This is a genomic window from Bacteroides sp. HF-4919, from assembly GCF_018860125.1.
In genome coordinates this window covers 36,017-53,423 of the sequence record NZ_JAHKNF010000002.1, presented here as the reverse complement: position 1 = coordinate 53,423, position 17,407 = coordinate 36,017, and the positions used below count along the sequence as shown (strand labels likewise).

Genomic DNA, 17,407 nt, shown 5'->3' with positions numbered 1-17,407 from the left:
TGATTAGTACCGTATAGATGAATTGTACTAATCACCGGTTATTAGCTGCTAATCACTGCCAATTAATCGCTAATCACTAAAAAGACGGATGAACAAGCAACTGATTACTATTTTTTCTATCTTCTCAATTACTTGTCTGGGGATGGTTTCTGCCCAGGAGTCTAAATCTTTTCTTCCTGAGGTGAAGAAAGAATCATTAACCTTCAGTTCGGAGGACAATAAGTTTAAACTGACTTTCAATGGCCGTATCCAGGCAGATGGAGCGGTGTTTTTGGGAGAGGATTACCAGCCCATAGGCAATGGTGTCGGATTTAGGCGTGTACGTTTAGGTGCCACTGCTGCATTTGGTAAAAGATTATCCGGTAAAATAGAGATGGATCTGACCGATGGCGGATTTTCATTAAAAGACTGTTTCATTAAATATGCTTTTCCCAACGGGCTCTACTTTAGGGCAGGTAATTTTAAAGAGAGTTTTGGGATGGCTGCAATGACTTCTTCGGGCGATTTATGGTTTATGGAGAAAGCGAATGTGGTATCGGCATTTGCTCCTGAATATCATATTGGCGTACAGGGAACTTGGGAACATGACCAGTTCCTGGGGGTAGCAGGTGTACATTTCAAGCGAATTGAAGGTAATAAAGAAAAAGATTATTCTGAAAGTAACAACAAAGCCGGAGAAGATGAAGGAATATCGGTGACTGCCCGTGCGGTTTGGCAACCTGTTTCGGCAGATAAAGTGAAAGGCTTTCATCTGGGAATTGCTGCATCTTATCGCACTCCGAAGACTACGGTTGGTTCACTGATGCCAAATACGGTGAGATACAGTACAAGGTCGCTGTCTTATATCAATAAAATCAAGTTTCTGGATACGTCGCCTATTGCCTCGGTCAGTCACGACTGGCTGGCGGGTGCCGAGTTGGCCGGATTCTACAGAGGGTTTCGTTTTCAGGGAGAATACATTATGAACAACACAGTGCGTATGGAAGGATTAGCGACGGAGAAGTTCAATGGTTTCTATGTACAGGCTGCTTATCTGCTGTTTGGCGGACAGCAGCGGTATAGTAAATCACGTGGCGCTTTTTCACAGCCGTCGTTTGGGCGTAGTTGGGGCGACATAGAACTGGCAGCCCGTTTTGACCGTATCGACCTGAACGGAACAGAGGTGATGGGCGGATCGGCCAACGGATGGACGTTTGGGGTGAATTATTATGCTACCCGGAATCTTAAATTCCAGATTAACTATTCGTATGTAGATAATGATAAATATGCCAATGCCTTCGGACAGGCAGCGGTGGGGTATAAATCGAACGGAGAGATTGCTTACAAACCCGAGGAAGTAGATGAATCGTTGGGGAAGGGGGGGAATGCATATGGCATTCTGGGACTCCGTATACAATTGAATTTTTAAATATGTCACAAGAGATAGAACGTAAGTTTCTCGTTAAAGGAGACTATAAATCACAGGCTTTTGCGCAGAGTCGCATTGTTCAAGGATATATCAGCAGTGCCCGTGGAAGAACGGTCCGGGTACGTATCCGCGATGGGAAAGGTTACCTGACTATTAAAGGAGCCTCCGATGCCTCAGGGTTGAGCCGCTATGAGTGGGAGAAAGAACTGCCGCTTATTGAGGTAGAGGAACTGATGAAACTTTGTGAACCGGGAGTGATCGATAAGACCCGATACCTGGTTCGTAGTGGGAAACACGTATTCGAAATAGATGAATTCTACGGTGAGAATGAAGGACTTGTAGTAGCTGAGGTGGAATTGGGTTCGGAAGACGAAGTGTTTGTAAAACCCGACTTTATAGGAGAAGAGGTTACGGGGGACATTCGCTACTATAATTCCCAGTTAATGAAAAAACCGTATACTACCTGGTCGTAGCTAACAAATAATCCGTATATTTGTTTCTTTAGTTACGGGCTCAAGAATAAAGATATATGGAACAACTGTACAACTACTTGCCGGAAAAGCTGGTGACCTTTATTCTGGTCACCTTGTTTTCACTTTTAATAGGACTCTCGCAACGCAAGATCAGTCTGAAGCGTGAAGGAGAAATCACTCTTTTCGGTACGGACCGCACCTTTACGTTTATTGGAATGTTAGGGTACCTTTTGTATATCCTCGATCCGGAAGAGATGCGGCTCTTTATGGGGGGCGGGTTGATACTCGGTATGCTTCTGGGATTGAACTATTACGTAAAACAAGCCCAGTTTCACGTATTCGGGGTGACGACCATCATCATTGCGCTGATCACTTATTGCATTGCTCCTATTGTTTCTACACAGCCTTCCTGGTTTTATGTCATGGTGATTGTAACCGTTTTATTATTCACTGAATTGAAGCATACCTTTACGGAGATTGCACAGCGAATGAAAAACGATGAAATGATCACACTTGCCAAATTTTTGGCTATCAGTGGAATTATTCTCCCCATGCTGCCCAATGAGAATATCATTCCGGATATCAACCTGACCCCCTATACCATTTGGCTGGCTACAGTAGTTGTCTCGGGCATTTCTTACCTTTCTTATCTGTTGAAGCGATATGTCTTTCGTGAATCGGGAGTATTGGTTTCCGGTATCATCGGTGGATTGTATAGCAGTACGGCCACTATTTCAGTATTGGCGCGTAAAAGCAGGAATATCCACTCGCAGGAAGCACCCGAATACGTTGCTGCCATGCTGTTGGCTGTGAGTATGATGTTTCTGCGTTTTATGATTTTAATTCTTATTTTCAGTTCCACCATCTTTGCCTCTATCTATCCTTATCTTTTGATTATGGCTGCTGTTGCAGCCGGCGTTGCCTGGTTTATCCACTGCCGGCGGAAACGGACGCCTGGTGCTGATCTTGTGGAAGAAGAGGATGACAGCAGTAACCCTTTGGAGTTCAAAGTAGCACTGATTTTTGCCGGACTATTCGTTATCTTTACTGTGTTGACACATTACACATTGATTTATGCCGGTACCGGAGGATTGAACTTATTATCGTTTGTGTCCGGATTCAGTGATATCACTCCTTTCATCCTGAACTTATTGCAGGGAACCGGGAGTGTGGCGGCCACTGTTGTGATGGCTTGTACCATGCAGGCCATTATCAGCAATATTGTGGTGAATATGTGTTATGCACTTTTCTTTTCGGGTAAACAGAGTAAGTTGCGCTCATGGATATTAGGCGGTTTCGGCTGTGTGATTGCGGCAAATGTTGTCGTACTTTTTTTCTTTTATCTGATTTAATGTGCGTTATCGAACAACTTCTGATAAAAAAGAATAAAAATCGCCCTATTTCACCTTTCTTAACTCCGAGGGTTTCGTAAACGAATATAAAGTCGATATTTTCGTTGCCAATCTGTAACAAATACTATGATTTTGCGTCTGATAGACTATAAACTAAAACATAACTTCACATGAGAAACAAACTACTACTATTATTGCTGTTGATGTTTATAACATCCGGCATGATGTATGCTCAACAGCAGAAACCTCAGCAAACCCAGCAACGTACAGCAGCTCCATCTTATACATTGAAAGGCGTGCTTCTTGACTCGCTGACGCAAGAGGGAGAACCTTATGCTACGATCAAAATCGTGAAAAAGAGTGCTCCCCAAAAAGCTTTGAAAATGGCCGTAACTGACTTGAATGGTAAATTCCAGGAAAAATTGACTGTCGCTCCCGGAAACTATGTCGCTACTTTTTCATCTGTAGGTAAAGTGACATTGGTGAAAGACTTCACCGTAAAGGCAGGAGATAAAGTAATTGACCTCGGACAATTGAATATGGCTGAGGCTACTAACGAACTGAAGGGCATAGAGATCGTTGCCCAGAAACCATTGGTAAAGGTGGATGTGGACAAGATTGAATATAACATTGAGGACGACCCGGACTCAAAGACCAACACAGTGATGGAAATGCTTCGTAAAGTCCCGTTGGTTACAGTGGACGGTGAAGACAACATTAAGGTGAATGGCAGCAGCAGTTTTAAAATCCATGTAAACGGTAAGCCGAATAACATGATGAGCAATAATCCGAAAGATGTGCTCAAAAGTATGCCTGCTAATACAATTAAGCATATCGAGGTAATCACTTCTCCGGGAGCTAAATATGATGCAGAAGGTGTAGGCGGTATCCTGAATATCGTTACTGTAGGCGGTGGCTTTGAAGGGTATACCGCTACTTTCCGTGCCAGTGGCAGTAACCGTGGTGCCGGTGCGGGCGGATATGCCACTATTAAGTCGGGTAAACTGACTCTGACCGGTAACTATAACTACAATTATAATACAACTCCGAAGAGCTACTCAAATAGTTTCCGTGAAAACTTCGACTCGGAAGATCAGAAATATCTGGAATCAAACAGTACTTCCGATTATGACGGTAGTTTCCAGTACGGTAATCTGGAAGCCAGTTACGAAATTGATACATTACGCCTGCTGACTGCTTCTTTCGGTATGTATGGAGGTAGTAATGATAATAACAGTGACGGACTGACTACGATGTGGAATGCAAACAGAGATGTGTTGGCTTATCAATATGGCTCTCTGAGTGATGGAAGCGGTTCGTGGTATTCGATGCGGGGTAATGTCGACTACCAGCGTACGTCTAAAAAGAATAAGGACCGTATGATTACTCTTTCCTACAAGATCAGCACTCAACCCCAGAATTCGGATTACTACACTAAGTATAGAGATATAAAGGATCCTTTTGAATTGGAAATTATTGAGAAGTTCCTATTAAACAACTCTCACTCGGATGGAAAAACGAATACTACTGAACATACCTTCCAGGTGGACTACACCACCCCTATCGGAAAGTTACATACGATAGAAGTAGGTGGCAAATATATTATCCGTAATAATTTAAGTGATAATAAGTTGTTCGAAGCTAAAGGGGCAACCGACGATTATGAATACAACAACGACCGTAGCAGTAAGTACAAGCATATGAACGACATTCTTGCTGCTTATTTAGGATACACTCTTCGTTATAAGGGCTTCTCTTTTAAACCGGGAGTACGTTATGAATATACCGCTCAGGATGTAAAATATTTGGCTGGAGCTATCGGTCCGGAAGCAGATTTCAGCACCAACTATAATGATTTTGTTCCATCTGTTACGATGGGTATTAAGATTGGTAAGACACAGAACTTGCGTGGTGGTTACAACATGCGTATCTGGCGTCCGGGTATCTGGAACTTGAATCCTTATTTTGACGACCGTAACCCGATGTTTATCAGCCAGGGTAATTCGAATCTGGAAAGTGAAAAGAGCCACTCGTTCAATCTGAGCTATAGTATGTTCAGTATGAAGTTCAATGTGAATGTTTCTTTGCGTCACTCATTTGGAAACAATGGTATTGAGCGGGTGAGCCGTCTGATCGGTAAAGGCGGTGAGGACTTCCCCGGAGGACATCATGCTCCCGAAGGTGCATTGTACAGCACGTACGAAAATATCGGTAAGAACCGTAATACAGGTCTGAGCCTTTATGCTAACTGGAATGCTTCTCCCAATACTCGTATCTATCTGAATGGTGATGGTAGCTACGCTGATATTAAGAGTCCGGCCCAAGGATTACATAATTATGGATGGAGCGCTTCTATGTATGGCGGCATTCAGCATACTTTCCCATTGAAAATACGCGCCAGTCTGAATGCCGGAGGAAGTACTCCTTACATTAGCTTGCAGGGTAAGGGATCGGGTTACTATTACTATAGCCTGAGTGTGAACCGTTCATTCATCAAAGATCGTTTTACGGTAAGTGCTTATGTTAGCAATATCTTCGAGAAATATCGTTCGTTTAACAACACTACTATCGGTGAAAACTTCTTGTCTAAGAGTAGCAGCCGCTATCCGAGCCGTAGCTTTGGTGTCAGCCTCAGCTATCGTATCGGTGAGTTGAAAGCCAGCGTGAAGAAAGCTGCCCGTAGTATCAATAATGATGATGTGAAAGGTGGCGGTGGCCAGGGTGGTCAAGGTGGTGCTAACTAAGAGTTAGGACTTCTGGTAAAGATAAAAACAGAAAGGTGTAGCTATCCGCAGTGGTAGCTACACCTTTCTGTTTTTGAATGGGGATGTGTCATTATTCACCACAGAGTAACACAGAGTCCCATAGAGCGAACTTGATCTATTGATAACTACTGAGTGTTTATCTGTGTAAATCAGTGTAATCTGTGGTGAATACGAGTTCCGGCACACCCCATTTCGTCCGGTTGCCGGTTTATAATGAATGATCTGCCGGCACCTCTTTCCCCGACCAGGCTTTCAAGTTGGTCCATTCGGCGGGAGGAGCTGACCAAAAGGCATCATCAGCAGGTAATCCCAGTGGTAAGAACCCGGTCAGACACAGATAAGTACTTCCCGTATTGATGTAGCTTTCCGACATTTTTATCTGATTACCGGAGAAACCTATCCTTAACCAACCGTTTGCATCAAAATTGTCGGCTGACCGGAACTGATTTTCAATGACCTTGGTCATTGCACAACGTACTTGGGCGGGAGTAATATGTTCGGGAAGCAGATGTAGTAGGGCAGCTTGCCCTAACGCATGAAATACTCCGGTACGATACACGATAGACCGTCCGATTACCGGATAAGTTCCTTCCGGTGAAATAAACCGTTCCAACTGTTCGGCATAGCGTCCCAAGCGTTTCTGCTGTACTTTCAGAAATTCAGCTCCCGGCATCCGGTGCTTTTGCATGACGATTAATATGTCAGTTAGCATGGGGTGAATCACAAAGCTGTTGTAATAATCGAGATGGAAGTCAGCCCCGTCACCGTATTGGGCATCTCCCTTATACCAAAGATCCCTGAACTTGCGTACTCCGTAGTTGAGGCGTACCGTGTCGCACTCACCGGTGAATTCTTGCAATGCAGCCTCTACGATAGAGGCAAACAGCAACCAGTTGCTTTCGTTGGGTTTAATGGCACGGCTTCGCTTCAACTCCGTCACTACCCGCTTGCGGGCAGATGCAGAGAGATTACCCCATAACTGTTTGGGGGCGCGCAGCAATCCTTCTGCCAGAAATGCGGCATCTACCAAGGGCTGCGAAGGTTCTCCGAAAATCAGGTAATCGGGTGAGGAGGGGTTAACGGCATTGCTGATTCCTTTTACAGTCAGCTCGATGTATTTCTTGCGTAACTGTCCTTCCGGCGTATCGTCCGCTCCCAATTCCAGCCATGGAGCCATGCCGCAAACTGTACGTCCTACTGCTTCCAGATAAGAGAAACGTTGCCGGTCGGGGGCAAGCGATTGGTATGGCATTCTTTTCTTCAGTGTTTCGTTAGCCAGATTACTGAGTACCGGATCGGCCAGGCGGACAAGTGTCTTTACCCAGACATTCCGGTCGGCAGTTCCTGGCCGGCACTGTGCCCAAAGACAGGGGACTGCCGGCCATCCTCCGGCCAGCAATCCCCATACAATAATTAAGATGATCCGTTTCATTGAAGCGATCCGTCTTCTTTATATTCCACTACCACTACGTCCGTAAGTGGTTTTTTCCCCGGAGTAGTTACACGGATGGTATTTTCTCCTACCTTCAGTTTGACACCTTTCCATACAACTGTTGAGTAAGTATCTGCTTTTTGTTTGCCACAACTGACACCGTTTACAAACAGTTCGGCTTCCGGGGCAGTGGTGAATGCCATGAAAGTCTGCTCCGGTTGGTAGCGAAGCCTGCATCGCTTCTCTGCCAAGTAAATCATCGGCTCCTGTTTGTTCCAGTTTGCTTTATAGAAGTAGTAGGAGTCTTTCTTCACCTTTCGGTCGAAGGTGACGAGACCTTTGTCATTGATACCCGGGCGGTCACCTTCCGTACGATGGGCAGCGCCGAAGTCGAACATGTTCCAAACGAATGTACCCCATACGAACGGACGTTCGGCTATGATTTTCCAATTCTCCATATGATAGTAGGTCTGCCAGTTTTCAGGGTGCCACCATCCCGAAGCGGACGGTTGCCTGAGCGAGTCCTGCTGGTGGTAGATACTGGCTCCTGCCCCGTATTCACTGATGCCGATACGTATTTCGGGATATTTCTCGTGTGTACGGTCCAGAAAGGTTGCCAATGTTTTCGGAGTACTTCCATACCAACCGTCGTAACGGTTCCAGGCAATGTTATCGGTAATGAAGTTCAAATCACCGTTCTGGTTGCTGGCGGAAGTTGTCGGACGGGTAGGGTCTTCCTGTTTCGCCAGTACATTCAGTTCTTTGATATACTCTACAGGATTGTCCCCGACTTCCTTCAGTTCATTGAACAGGCCCCAGAAGCAGATAGAGGGATGATTGTAGTGCTGGCGAATCAGTTCGATGAGTTGCTGTTTGCCATTCTCACGGAAGGAAAGCTGGTTGACAAAACCTTTATCCGCATATCCTCCGGGACCGACAAACGGAATCTCAGCCCAAGTGACGATACCGTGCCGGTCCATCAAATCGTACATATAAGTTGCCTGCGGATAGTGTGCCAGGCGGATGGCGTTGACTCCCATCTCGCGCATCAGTGCCACATCTTCTTCATGATGCTGGGGACGGAGTGCGTTACCCACTTCGGCACGATCCTGATGGCGGCATACCCCATGAAGTGGTAAATGCTTGCCATTCAGGAAGAATCCTTGAGCCGGATCGGTATGATAATAGCGTAGACCTAATGGCTGTGTTACACTGTCGATCTGTTTACCGTTCTTGTGGAGGCTGACAGTGACCTGATACATAAACGGGTCTTCACAACCATTCCAAAGACGCGGTTTTTGAATCAGTAAAGGAAGCTGTTCCTGAATATCGGTCCCCTGTTTCAGCGATATGTTTCGGTTTTCTTTGCAAATCACTTTAGAGCCGTCCGTCACTTGGATCCGAAGTTCGGCCGCTCCATCGGTTGCCCGGTTGGACAGGTTCACTTTGGCACATACTTTTGCTTCTTGGGCGCTGACGGCTTCCTGCACCAGATAAACTCCCGGTGAAGCATAATCCAAAGGCGAGATGCAAGTCTCGTCCGTAATCAGCAGATGTACATCCCTGTAGATTCCCCCGTAAAAATTGAAGTCGCCTACGAGTGGCATTATGTCCAGTTGCTCACCGTTATTGGCACGTACCAGAATGGAGTTCTTTTCTCCGTATTTCACTAAGTCTGTGATTTCGAATATAAAGGCCCCGTATCCGCCCCGGTGTTCGCCAATGTGTTTGCGGTTGATGAACACGTTGGCTACACTGTTCACACCTTCAAAGCGAAGAAACAGGCGCTTGCCTTTCCATTCGGGACGAACATATAGAGCTTTTTCATAGTTCCCGATACCCCGTTTGTAGTCTGTTTTGCCCGCAAGCGCATCTTGTGCATTCCAGGTGTGCGGCAGGTCTACCCTGCGGGTGTCTCCCTGTACCTGATGCGAGAAACGGAAATTCCAGTTATTGTTGAGTAGAATATCCTGACGCTGGGCATGAAGGGAGAGAGAGAAGACAAGTAGGAGAAGAAAGGGGCTTAAACCTTTTCCTCGACCCCTCCACCATAAGGAGGGAAAATAGTTACATTTCTGCTGTTTCATATGTTCTTGATTATGTATTGATTACTGATGTTATTATTGAGATCATCGGTATTTTTCTATCCGTTTTGTAATACGTCCGCTTTCTCCGGTCCGCCCGGTTCGGGAGTTTCTTGTGGGTGAATCACATCGAAATAATAGATGCCTTGTTCCTTCAGATAGTCCAGGAAGGACGGCAACCGCATGCAGAAACGGCTCCAGTCTTTTGCGCCGGGTGAAGTCCATGCCGATTCTGCCAAGGCTATCAAACGCGGGAAGGTCATGAAATCCAGTCGTTTGGCATCCGCGATCCGTTCGGTCCAGAGTGTGAACTGCATACCCAGTATCTGATCTTCGTATCCTTTAAAGAGATGGCTGATCGGTTCGGGAAAAGCGTAGACATCTTGCAACGGATTGAACCCATCCCAATAGCGTCCCACTTTATGTGAAGCATCCTGTACAAAATCGCCATACAGCGGACGGCGTGGAGTCAGCACTACCTGATAGCCCTGTTCAAGCGCTTTCAGCAACTGGTACTTGCGGTCGTGACGCCACCACATTACCAGTGCTTTCGAGGGGGAGATACCGGCATCTACTATTTCGTCCCAACCGATCATCTTCTTGCCTTTGGCTGCTACCAGATCGGCGGCACGGCGGATGAAGTAATGCTCCAGTCCGGTTTCATTGACCAGCCCTTTTTCCTTTATGAAGTTCTGGATATCCGGATCTGTGAACCAGTTCTGGTTACCATAGTGCACTTCGTCACCTCCGATATGGATATAGGGAGCCGGAAAGAGGGCGGTTATTTCATCGAGCACATCGCTGATAAAACGATAAGTTTCTTCTTTGCAAGGATGGAATGTGAAATGCTTCCAGCGTCCTTCACCTCCCCCCGATACCTCCGGATAGGCACGGCAGACTGCCGTGGCATGTCCCGGCATATCGAACTCCGGAATCACCATAATCTGGCGTTCGGCTGCATAGGCCACGATCTCCCGGATGTCGTCCTGTGTATAGAACTGCGGAGCTGCTTTGGCATCATGCCAATTACCGACGGCTCCTATCTCCGTCAGCTTAGGATATTTTTTGATTTCAATGCGCCATCCCGGTTCGTCTGTCAGATGCCAGTGGAATACATTGAGATGAAGCCTCGCCATCAGGTCGAGGTATTGTTTTACTTTCTCTTTGCCGAAGAAGTGGCGGCTTTCATCGAGCATAAATCCGCGCCATGCGTAGCGTGGCGAACTGTAAATCCGGCAACAGCGGATTTTGCCCTGTCCGTGCTGTGCCAGTTGTCTGATAGCCTGGCCGGCATAAAATGCGCCTTTCTCAGAAGTGGCATCAATGAAGATAGAATCCGGCGTAATTTCCAGTTGATATGCTTCATCTGAATATGCTGTACCGATGGCAGGCAGAGACTTAGAGATAGTAGTTCGTACACACTCAGCCGAAACTTCGTCATAAGAGAATGTACCCTTATGTGTCTCTATCGCAGAAGGAGCGGGGAATAGCTTTTGTGCTTGTAAGCTTTGAAAAGCAAATAGAGCAAGAAGAAGAAATTTTATTCTCCCTCTTGCTGTATTATGAATGAATAATGATCTGTTGGTTCGTTTCATCCTATGTCTTTAACTTGTTAGCATTCTTTTTTACTTAAATACTTCCATTATGGGCCTTCCGATCCATACTTGTGGCTGTTTCAGTTTGAAAATGGCAGCCACGGTAGCGGCTACGTCAAACTGCATCATGCTGGCCTGAATCTCATGCCCTTTCCTGATATTTTTCCCCGAGATGATGAACGGAGTCTCCATCTCCAGCATTGTCTTTCCTCCGTGCCCTTTATTGATTCCGCCATGGTCGGATGTTACTATAAAAATCGTTTCATCCAGCATTCCGGCTTCTTTCACCGCGTCAATCACTTTGCCGATGTATCCGTCTATTTCTTCAAGCTTCTGGTAATAAGCCGGTGTGTCATGTCCTTCCTTATGTCCTACATGATCCGGATTATCCCAGGCGATAAGTGTCAAAGCCGGCTTTTTCTCTTTAATATACTTCACGGCTTTTTCACATAGTTCCGTAGGATATTTTTCATAGTTAATCCCTTGGTTGTATTTGTTTACTGCCAGCGTATCCACCAGATATTTGATGCCGATCCATTCGTAGAGAGTGCCAATTTCAGCTTTCGGGTCAGCTTCGCGGAGCAATTGGAATACAGTTGGAAAAATGCCATCTTTACTTAATTCTTTCGAAGGAAGATCCGGAGTGCTTGAATTCCAAGTCGTGTATCCGTGTAGCTCTGGCCCTGCTCCCATGAACATAGATGCCCAGTTCACTGCACTGGACGAAGGGAGTACAGAGCGTTTGGTCAGTGTGTAAGAACCATTATTCATTAATTGTTTGATATGGGGGATATTAGCTTTCTCTACACTGTAGGCACCCCAGCCGTCCAGTCCAATCAAGACTACATGTTTGGCTTTCCACTTGCTGCCGGCATGGCAATTGGGAACTATCGTTAATAAACAGATAATTAAACAGGCTAATTTAAACACTTGTGTTTTCATGATACTTTTTTATAATAAAATTATTTATCTAAATCTTTTCTACGCTTCAGGGCTTCCAGAAAGTAGTAGTCTGCATAGTTCAGAGGTACGTCGATTTCACTATTGTGCGGAATACTGCCTACGCTATGCATCAGGATAAAATTGCCGTTAGTGCCCAATGTGGCCCGATAGTCAGGTGAGGCGAGACTATGCATGATGCGGTCTGCATATTCTCTGTAAGAAGCGGCATCGGGGACGTCATATGTGCTGATTTCGTACAGGGCAGAAGCGATGCAGGATGCGGAAGAGACGTCCCGGGGTTCATCGGGTATATTGGGTGCGTCCATGTCCCAATAAGGTATCAGGTCTTCGGGCATGTGCGGATCATTTTTCATCCTATTGAATGTTTTCAGTGCCTGATCCAGATATTTGCGGTCTTTCGTTTCACGATAGCAAATAGTGAAGCCGTAGATGGCCCATGCCTGTCCGCGTGACCAAACCGATTCATCAGCATATCCTTGTGCTGTTTGTTTATGGCGTACGGAGCCGTCCGAAATATTATAGTCCACTACGTGATAGCAACTTCCATCAGGACGGAAATGCTCGGAAAGAGTACGGTCGGCATGTGCTACGGCTACTTTATGGAAAGTGGAATCACCGGATAGTTTGGTTGCTTCGAACAGAAGTTCCAGGTTCATCATGTTGTCAATGATAACCGGACATTCCCAGCCTCTTTCACTTTGCCAGCTATTACCCTTTACATCCCAGCTTTGAATGACTCCGGCATTGGGGCGGAAACGCGTACAAAGTGATTTGGCTGCCTGTACCATTACGTCTTTATATGCAGCTGTATCGGGAGCGAGCCTCAGGCCGTTACCAAAACTGCAATTAATGATGAATCCTATATCGTGATGCCAAGTCAGGTGCTCGGCCGGGCGGATGGCTTCAGTATATTTTCTGGCCAGTGGGAGGTAGCTGGTGTCACCTGTCAGTTCGTACATATACCAGATGCTACCGGGAAAAAATCCACTGCGCCAATCGGCATATCCGCAGTAATATACAGATCCATCTCTATTGAGAGTTACAGGATTGAGACATTTTCCGCTGGCCTCGATGGTGTCGATGGCCAAACCGAGTTGTGCTTTGGCAAATTCTACATTTTCTGTTATAAAAGACGGTACTGTGGGTTTGTGGCTTGAGCAAGCCACACATATCATTGCGCAGGCTGCTCCCAATAAGGGTTTTAAGTTCATGTTTTATTGTTTTTTTATGGTAAAAGAATAATTTCCTGTTTTATGAATGTTTGTTGCTGTGAGTGTAATGCGACAAATCGATTTACCCCATACATTGGATAGCCGGGGATCTGTTAGTGGGATTATTTCTGTTTTCACATCGAACAGTTGTTTATCATATTCTATGACGGCTTTCTTTCCTTTTACTTCCAATTGAATTTTTCCCGGTATTTCCGTACACACCTGCCCCCATGTCATGAAATTGATTTGATTGGGCTGTTTGGCTGTTTTCAGACGGAAAGAATCTGAAATCCGTAATTGTCCTTTCTGAAGTGAATAGGAACGTATCCATGATTCCACTTCTGCTTCGGCCGGATAGGCTGTCGCTATATTGGCTGTGAATGTGTTTTTCCTTTTGTCAGCTTGTACTTGTGTTGCTTTATATGTTGCTCCGTATTTCTGGGGGACGCCATTAATCAGGGGGAGATTGTGATAATTGCTCTGCATGGTCCAAATGGCGTAGCGATCCTTGCTGAATGTCTGGCGTGTATAAGTCCCTACTCCGGCATCAATAAGAAAAGGAGTTTGGTCTATCCAGAATGAGAAGGTACCTGCGTCATTATGATTATGGCTTTCGTCGTTATATCCTCCTTTAGCGGCCAGGAAGTTTCCTTTATTGTCAGTTATATAGCAGAATTCGGTTTCCGGATACCAGGAGAATGGGGGAGTGAAATGTGCCGCTTGAGTTTCTTTTAGTTCGTTCGCAATTTTTATAGCAGCAAGCGTACGGTATATATCGCGTCCGGAAGGAAGCTTATTGGTGTTAATCATAGCAGCGAATCCTTTCATTTCGTTACTGTTTACAGCCTTGCCATACCGGAATATCAAGGGAGCGTCTCCACTGCTTTTCGCCGAGGCATCAGCGAAATTAACCACCCATCCTTTGCCCACGTATGAACGTGATATATATTCGCCCATATTCTTTATCATGGGATTATCGAAGATGGAGACAGTTCCTCCGGTAACGGCTGACAGTAATTCCAGATAATCAAACATTTTTCCTGCGGCATGTCCCCAGTAGGAGGGACCTTCCTCACATGCACCGTCGGTATGGGTATAGTTGATGAATTTATCTACCGAAACCATACTGCGGTATACTGCCTTCGCTAACATTTCTTTATCATTTTCAAGCAGCATAAAACACATTAAGGCGTTGCTGTTACACCAAGGATTCCAGTTGTTGACCATCATTCCCGGTTTATAGTCCACTGCCATCCACCAGAAGTGATCGTTATTCATGTAAGGATCCAGTATACGCTGTTGGAGCGTATGCCGTAAACGTTCGGATATGGCAGGATTGAGTTTGTCAAATTCTTGATGCATGTAATAATAGGTCCATGCGAGTAAAGAGCCCAGGTCACCTGCTGTCAGGTCTATGATGTTTTCTTTAAAATCGGGTAGTGAGCGGTGAGACTGTTGTGCATTCAAATGGGCGGCCAATGCCCAGGAAGTCATCTCGCAGGAATGATATACACCGTTGATCAGCTGATCGATAAATCGTCCTTTCCCTTCTGCGAGTTCAGCGAGTAGCAGGTCGGCTATGGCATTGTTATTGTTGGCGAAGGGAGTTTCCATAACGCTACGGTTGCCGCTGCGTTCAAATTCCATATAATCAGTAGCTTTCACAACCTGCCATTGATAATTCAGCTGCTTTTCTCCGCGAAGGATACATTCATTCTTGAAAGAGCCTAAAAAAGTGTCCCATCCGGTTCGGTCGGTATAAGCAGGATAAGTGACCCATTGTTGATTTAATATAAGCACTTCCTGCAAACTGCTTACGCTGGCTTGTTTTTGAAGATAGTTCCGTTCTGTATAGCTGAGGGCTCTTACAGTACAGCATAGCAAGAGAGTGAATATTAATAATTTCTTCATCGTAATAAAATTAAGATTTTAACGTAGGCAAAGTAACAAAATTTATTGCTATTTCATCTTACTAAATGGTTCTTAATGCTATATAAATTTTCTATTTTAGTTGGATATTTGAGGGAGTCAATCCTCAAAAGAGGAAAAGTCGATAAGAGAGTTTATTTAGAACTTTCTTTTCAGATGGAATAGAGGGCGTGTGTCGAAACTCATCACAGAAGACACTGAGTAACACAGAGTGAATTTTAAGTCATTGATTATCTATGTTGATAATCTGTGATAATCCGTGTAATCTGTGGCGAAAAGAGTTTTGACACACCCCTTTGGTTTATAAGAATCAGTAGCTTAAACGTATTTGTTTAATTCCAGCCCGAGTTCTGAGTCAGTGATTTATTCATATCAGTTTCATGTTTTGGGATTGGCCATACATAATATTGGTCTCCTCCCCATGTATAAGGATAGGTGACAGTACCCCATACATCTTTCATCCCGGCTGTACCATCAGCATTATTAAACTTACTTTCTTTCCATGTTTTCCAACGGAGTTCTTCGTAAAAGTCAACCCCTTCACCTGCTGTTTCCCAGCGGAATTCATTCTGGATGCGAATGCGCATATCTTCCTGTCCCTGGACCATAGTGGCAGTATTGCTGTTCAACAGTGCAACACCGGCACGTTGGCGTACTTTATTCAACCATTCGATGGCCTCGTCGGTTTTACCCTGCTCATTCAATGCTTCAGCCAATCCTATGACGACAGTTGCGTAGCGGATAATTGGCAGGTCAATCGGAGATTGTTCGCGATTGGTCATTTCACTTGAACCTTCGGCAACAAATTTGCGGAACAAATAGTATAAATGGCTCTGGGTGTCAGTGCGTAAGTCATAAGGATAATCGGTGTCGGCACCATAATAAGGCCAGCGTGAAGTGAAGGTGTGGTCTACGCTGTTTCCGGAACCATCATATGTAGCATATGGAGTGATGACAGTCTGGGCTAAACGAGGATCGCGGCTGTCATAAGCAGCTTTAATACGGGCCTCGTTTCCTGCCGGCAGATAGAATGCTTTTGCCTTGTCACTCAGCTTTTCCAGACGTCCGTCTACTTTTGCTTTTATTTTTTTTACCATATCGTCCAATGCCTCTTCCGTACCGTCAAAGCCGATTTCGCGATACTGTGCTTTTACTGTTGCCGGATCAGTATTACGCAAGAAGAATACTTCACGGTCTTTAATATCTAAGCTTGAGAACCCCGGAATGTATTCATCCCAGTTAAATTTACTGCCGTCTATATTTTCGTAGGTTTCTACAAAATCCACACTGGCCAACATGGTGTTCCAGCAAGAACCAAATGTAGTACGGCCACCATAACGGAAGCTCATGGAATTTCCGTAAGTGCTGCCATTGTTATCGATACACTGCAAAGAGAAGATAGCTTCATCACTCTGTTCATTAGCTTCCTTGAAGAGTTGCTTGTAACCATCCTGAAATAATGAATGTCCCAATTCACCTACTTTACGGAAATCTGCTTCCGCCTTACTCCATTCTTTGGTCCACAGATAGATTTTGCCACGCAGTGCATAAGCCACTGATTTGGTGACATGACCCCATTCTGCTTTACCGGCAGCGATACGGTCGGGGAAATTCGGATCGTTTATTGCGTCGGTTAAATCTTGTATGCAGAAATTCCATATATTCTCTTCGCTTTCACGTGGTTTGTCTGCTTGATCAAGTTCCATAGGCGTATTATAATAAGGAACACCCCTGAAGACTGCATTCAGTTTGTAATAATAAAACGCACGCAATACTTTTGCTTCGGATAATAATTTGCCTTTTACGCTTTCACTTATCGGTGCGTCGGGTAGATGTACAATGGCATCATTGGCACGATAGATACCAGCATAATGTTGTTTCCAATAGTCTGAGAATATTCCGGAACCGATAGAAGCTGTACCGGCCAGCAGTGGATAATCGTTGTCGCGGCAGGTTGCACCCACGCTGAATGCCTCCATTAGATAAGCCTCTTTTGCCACATACCCTTCGCGCAGGGTGGCGTAGATAGAGGCTACTCCCATAGTACAAAAGTTTTCATTACTCCACATACTGCCCGATGATGCTTTATCATATGGCTTTGTATCCAGTAAATCTCCCTGGCAACTGCTTATAGCAATTGCTGTGGCTGTTAATATGAATAATTTATTTAATAGTTTCATAAGATTTCAAGATTT

11 protein-coding genes are annotated in these 17,407 nt (G+C 45.1%); 4 read left to right on the top strand and 7 right to left on the bottom strand.

Annotated elements, in window-relative coordinates; all coding sequences use genetic code 11:
• Positions 1-88: 88 nt before the first annotated feature.
• From KO473_RS04485 to KO473_RS04470, 4 genes are all read left to right on the top strand, one after another.
• Positions 89-1,408 (top strand): OprO/OprP family phosphate-selective porin, encoded by a 1,320-nt coding sequence (locus tag KO473_RS04485; RefSeq protein ID WP_122130149.1) that lies wholly within the window; start codon positions 89-91, stop codon positions 1,406-1,408.
• 2 nt (positions 1,409-1,410) lie between these two features.
• Positions 1,411-1,881: a CYTH domain-containing protein gene (locus KO473_RS04480; protein ID WP_122130150.1), complete on the top strand. Its 471-nt coding sequence runs from the start codon at positions 1,411-1,413 to the stop codon at positions 1,879-1,881.
• Positions 1,882-1,937: 56 nt separating this feature from the next.
• Positions 1,938-3,233: a DUF4010 domain-containing protein gene (locus KO473_RS04475; RefSeq protein ID WP_122130151.1), complete on the top strand. Its 1,296-nt coding sequence runs from the start codon at positions 1,938-1,940 to the stop codon at positions 3,231-3,233.
• A 170-nt stretch (positions 3,234-3,403) separates the two neighbouring features.
• Complete coding sequence (locus KO473_RS04470) at positions 3,404-5,977, top strand: outer membrane beta-barrel family protein (protein WP_005822830.1); 2,574 nt, start codon at positions 3,404-3,406, stop codon at positions 5,975-5,977.
• Positions 5,978-6,206: 229 nt separating this feature from the next.
• Here the strand turns inward: KO473_RS04470 and KO473_RS04465 are convergent, their stop codons facing one another.
• The 7 genes from KO473_RS04465 to KO473_RS04435 all read right to left on the bottom strand — a co-directional run bounded on the left by KO473_RS04465 (position 6,207) and on the right by KO473_RS04435 (position 17,392).
• Entirely contained in the window at positions 6,207-7,430 is a 1,224-nt protein-coding gene (locus KO473_RS04465; RefSeq protein WP_122130152.1) for a DUF2264 domain-containing protein, read from the bottom strand.
• Positions 7,427-9,517 (bottom strand): glycoside hydrolase family 2 TIM barrel-domain containing protein, encoded by a 2,091-nt coding sequence (locus tag KO473_RS04460; protein WP_122130153.1) that lies wholly within the window; start codon positions 9,515-9,517, stop codon positions 7,427-7,429. The genes KO473_RS04465 and KO473_RS04460 overlap by 4 nt, the downstream gene beginning before the upstream one ends.
• A gap of 56 nt (positions 9,518-9,573) precedes the next feature.
• Positions 9,574-11,109, bottom strand: a complete 1,536-nt coding sequence (locus tag KO473_RS04455; protein ID WP_122130154.1) for a beta-N-acetylhexosaminidase — start codon at positions 11,107-11,109, stop codon at positions 9,574-9,576.
• Positions 11,110-11,139: 30 nt separating this feature from the next.
• Positions 11,140-12,051: an alkaline phosphatase gene (locus tag KO473_RS04450; protein ID WP_122130155.1), complete on the bottom strand. Its 912-nt coding sequence runs from the start codon at positions 12,049-12,051 to the stop codon at positions 11,140-11,142.
• A gap of 20 nt (positions 12,052-12,071) precedes the next feature.
• On the bottom strand, positions 12,072-13,283 hold the full coding sequence (locus KO473_RS04445) for a glycoside hydrolase family 88 protein (RefSeq protein ID WP_181996012.1): 1,212 nt from the start codon (positions 13,281-13,283) through the stop codon (positions 12,072-12,074).
• A gap of 3 nt (positions 13,284-13,286) precedes the next feature.
• On the bottom strand, positions 13,287-15,194 hold the full coding sequence (locus KO473_RS04440; protein ID WP_122130156.1) for a heparinase II/III-family protein: 1,908 nt from the start codon (positions 15,192-15,194) through the stop codon (positions 13,287-13,289).
• Positions 15,195-15,544: 350 nt separating this feature from the next.
• Positions 15,545-17,392, bottom strand: coding sequence for a RagB/SusD family nutrient uptake outer membrane protein (locus KO473_RS04435; protein WP_005779141.1), 1,848 nt, complete (start codon positions 17,390-17,392; stop codon positions 15,545-15,547).
• Positions 17,393-17,407 lie beyond the last annotated feature (15 nt).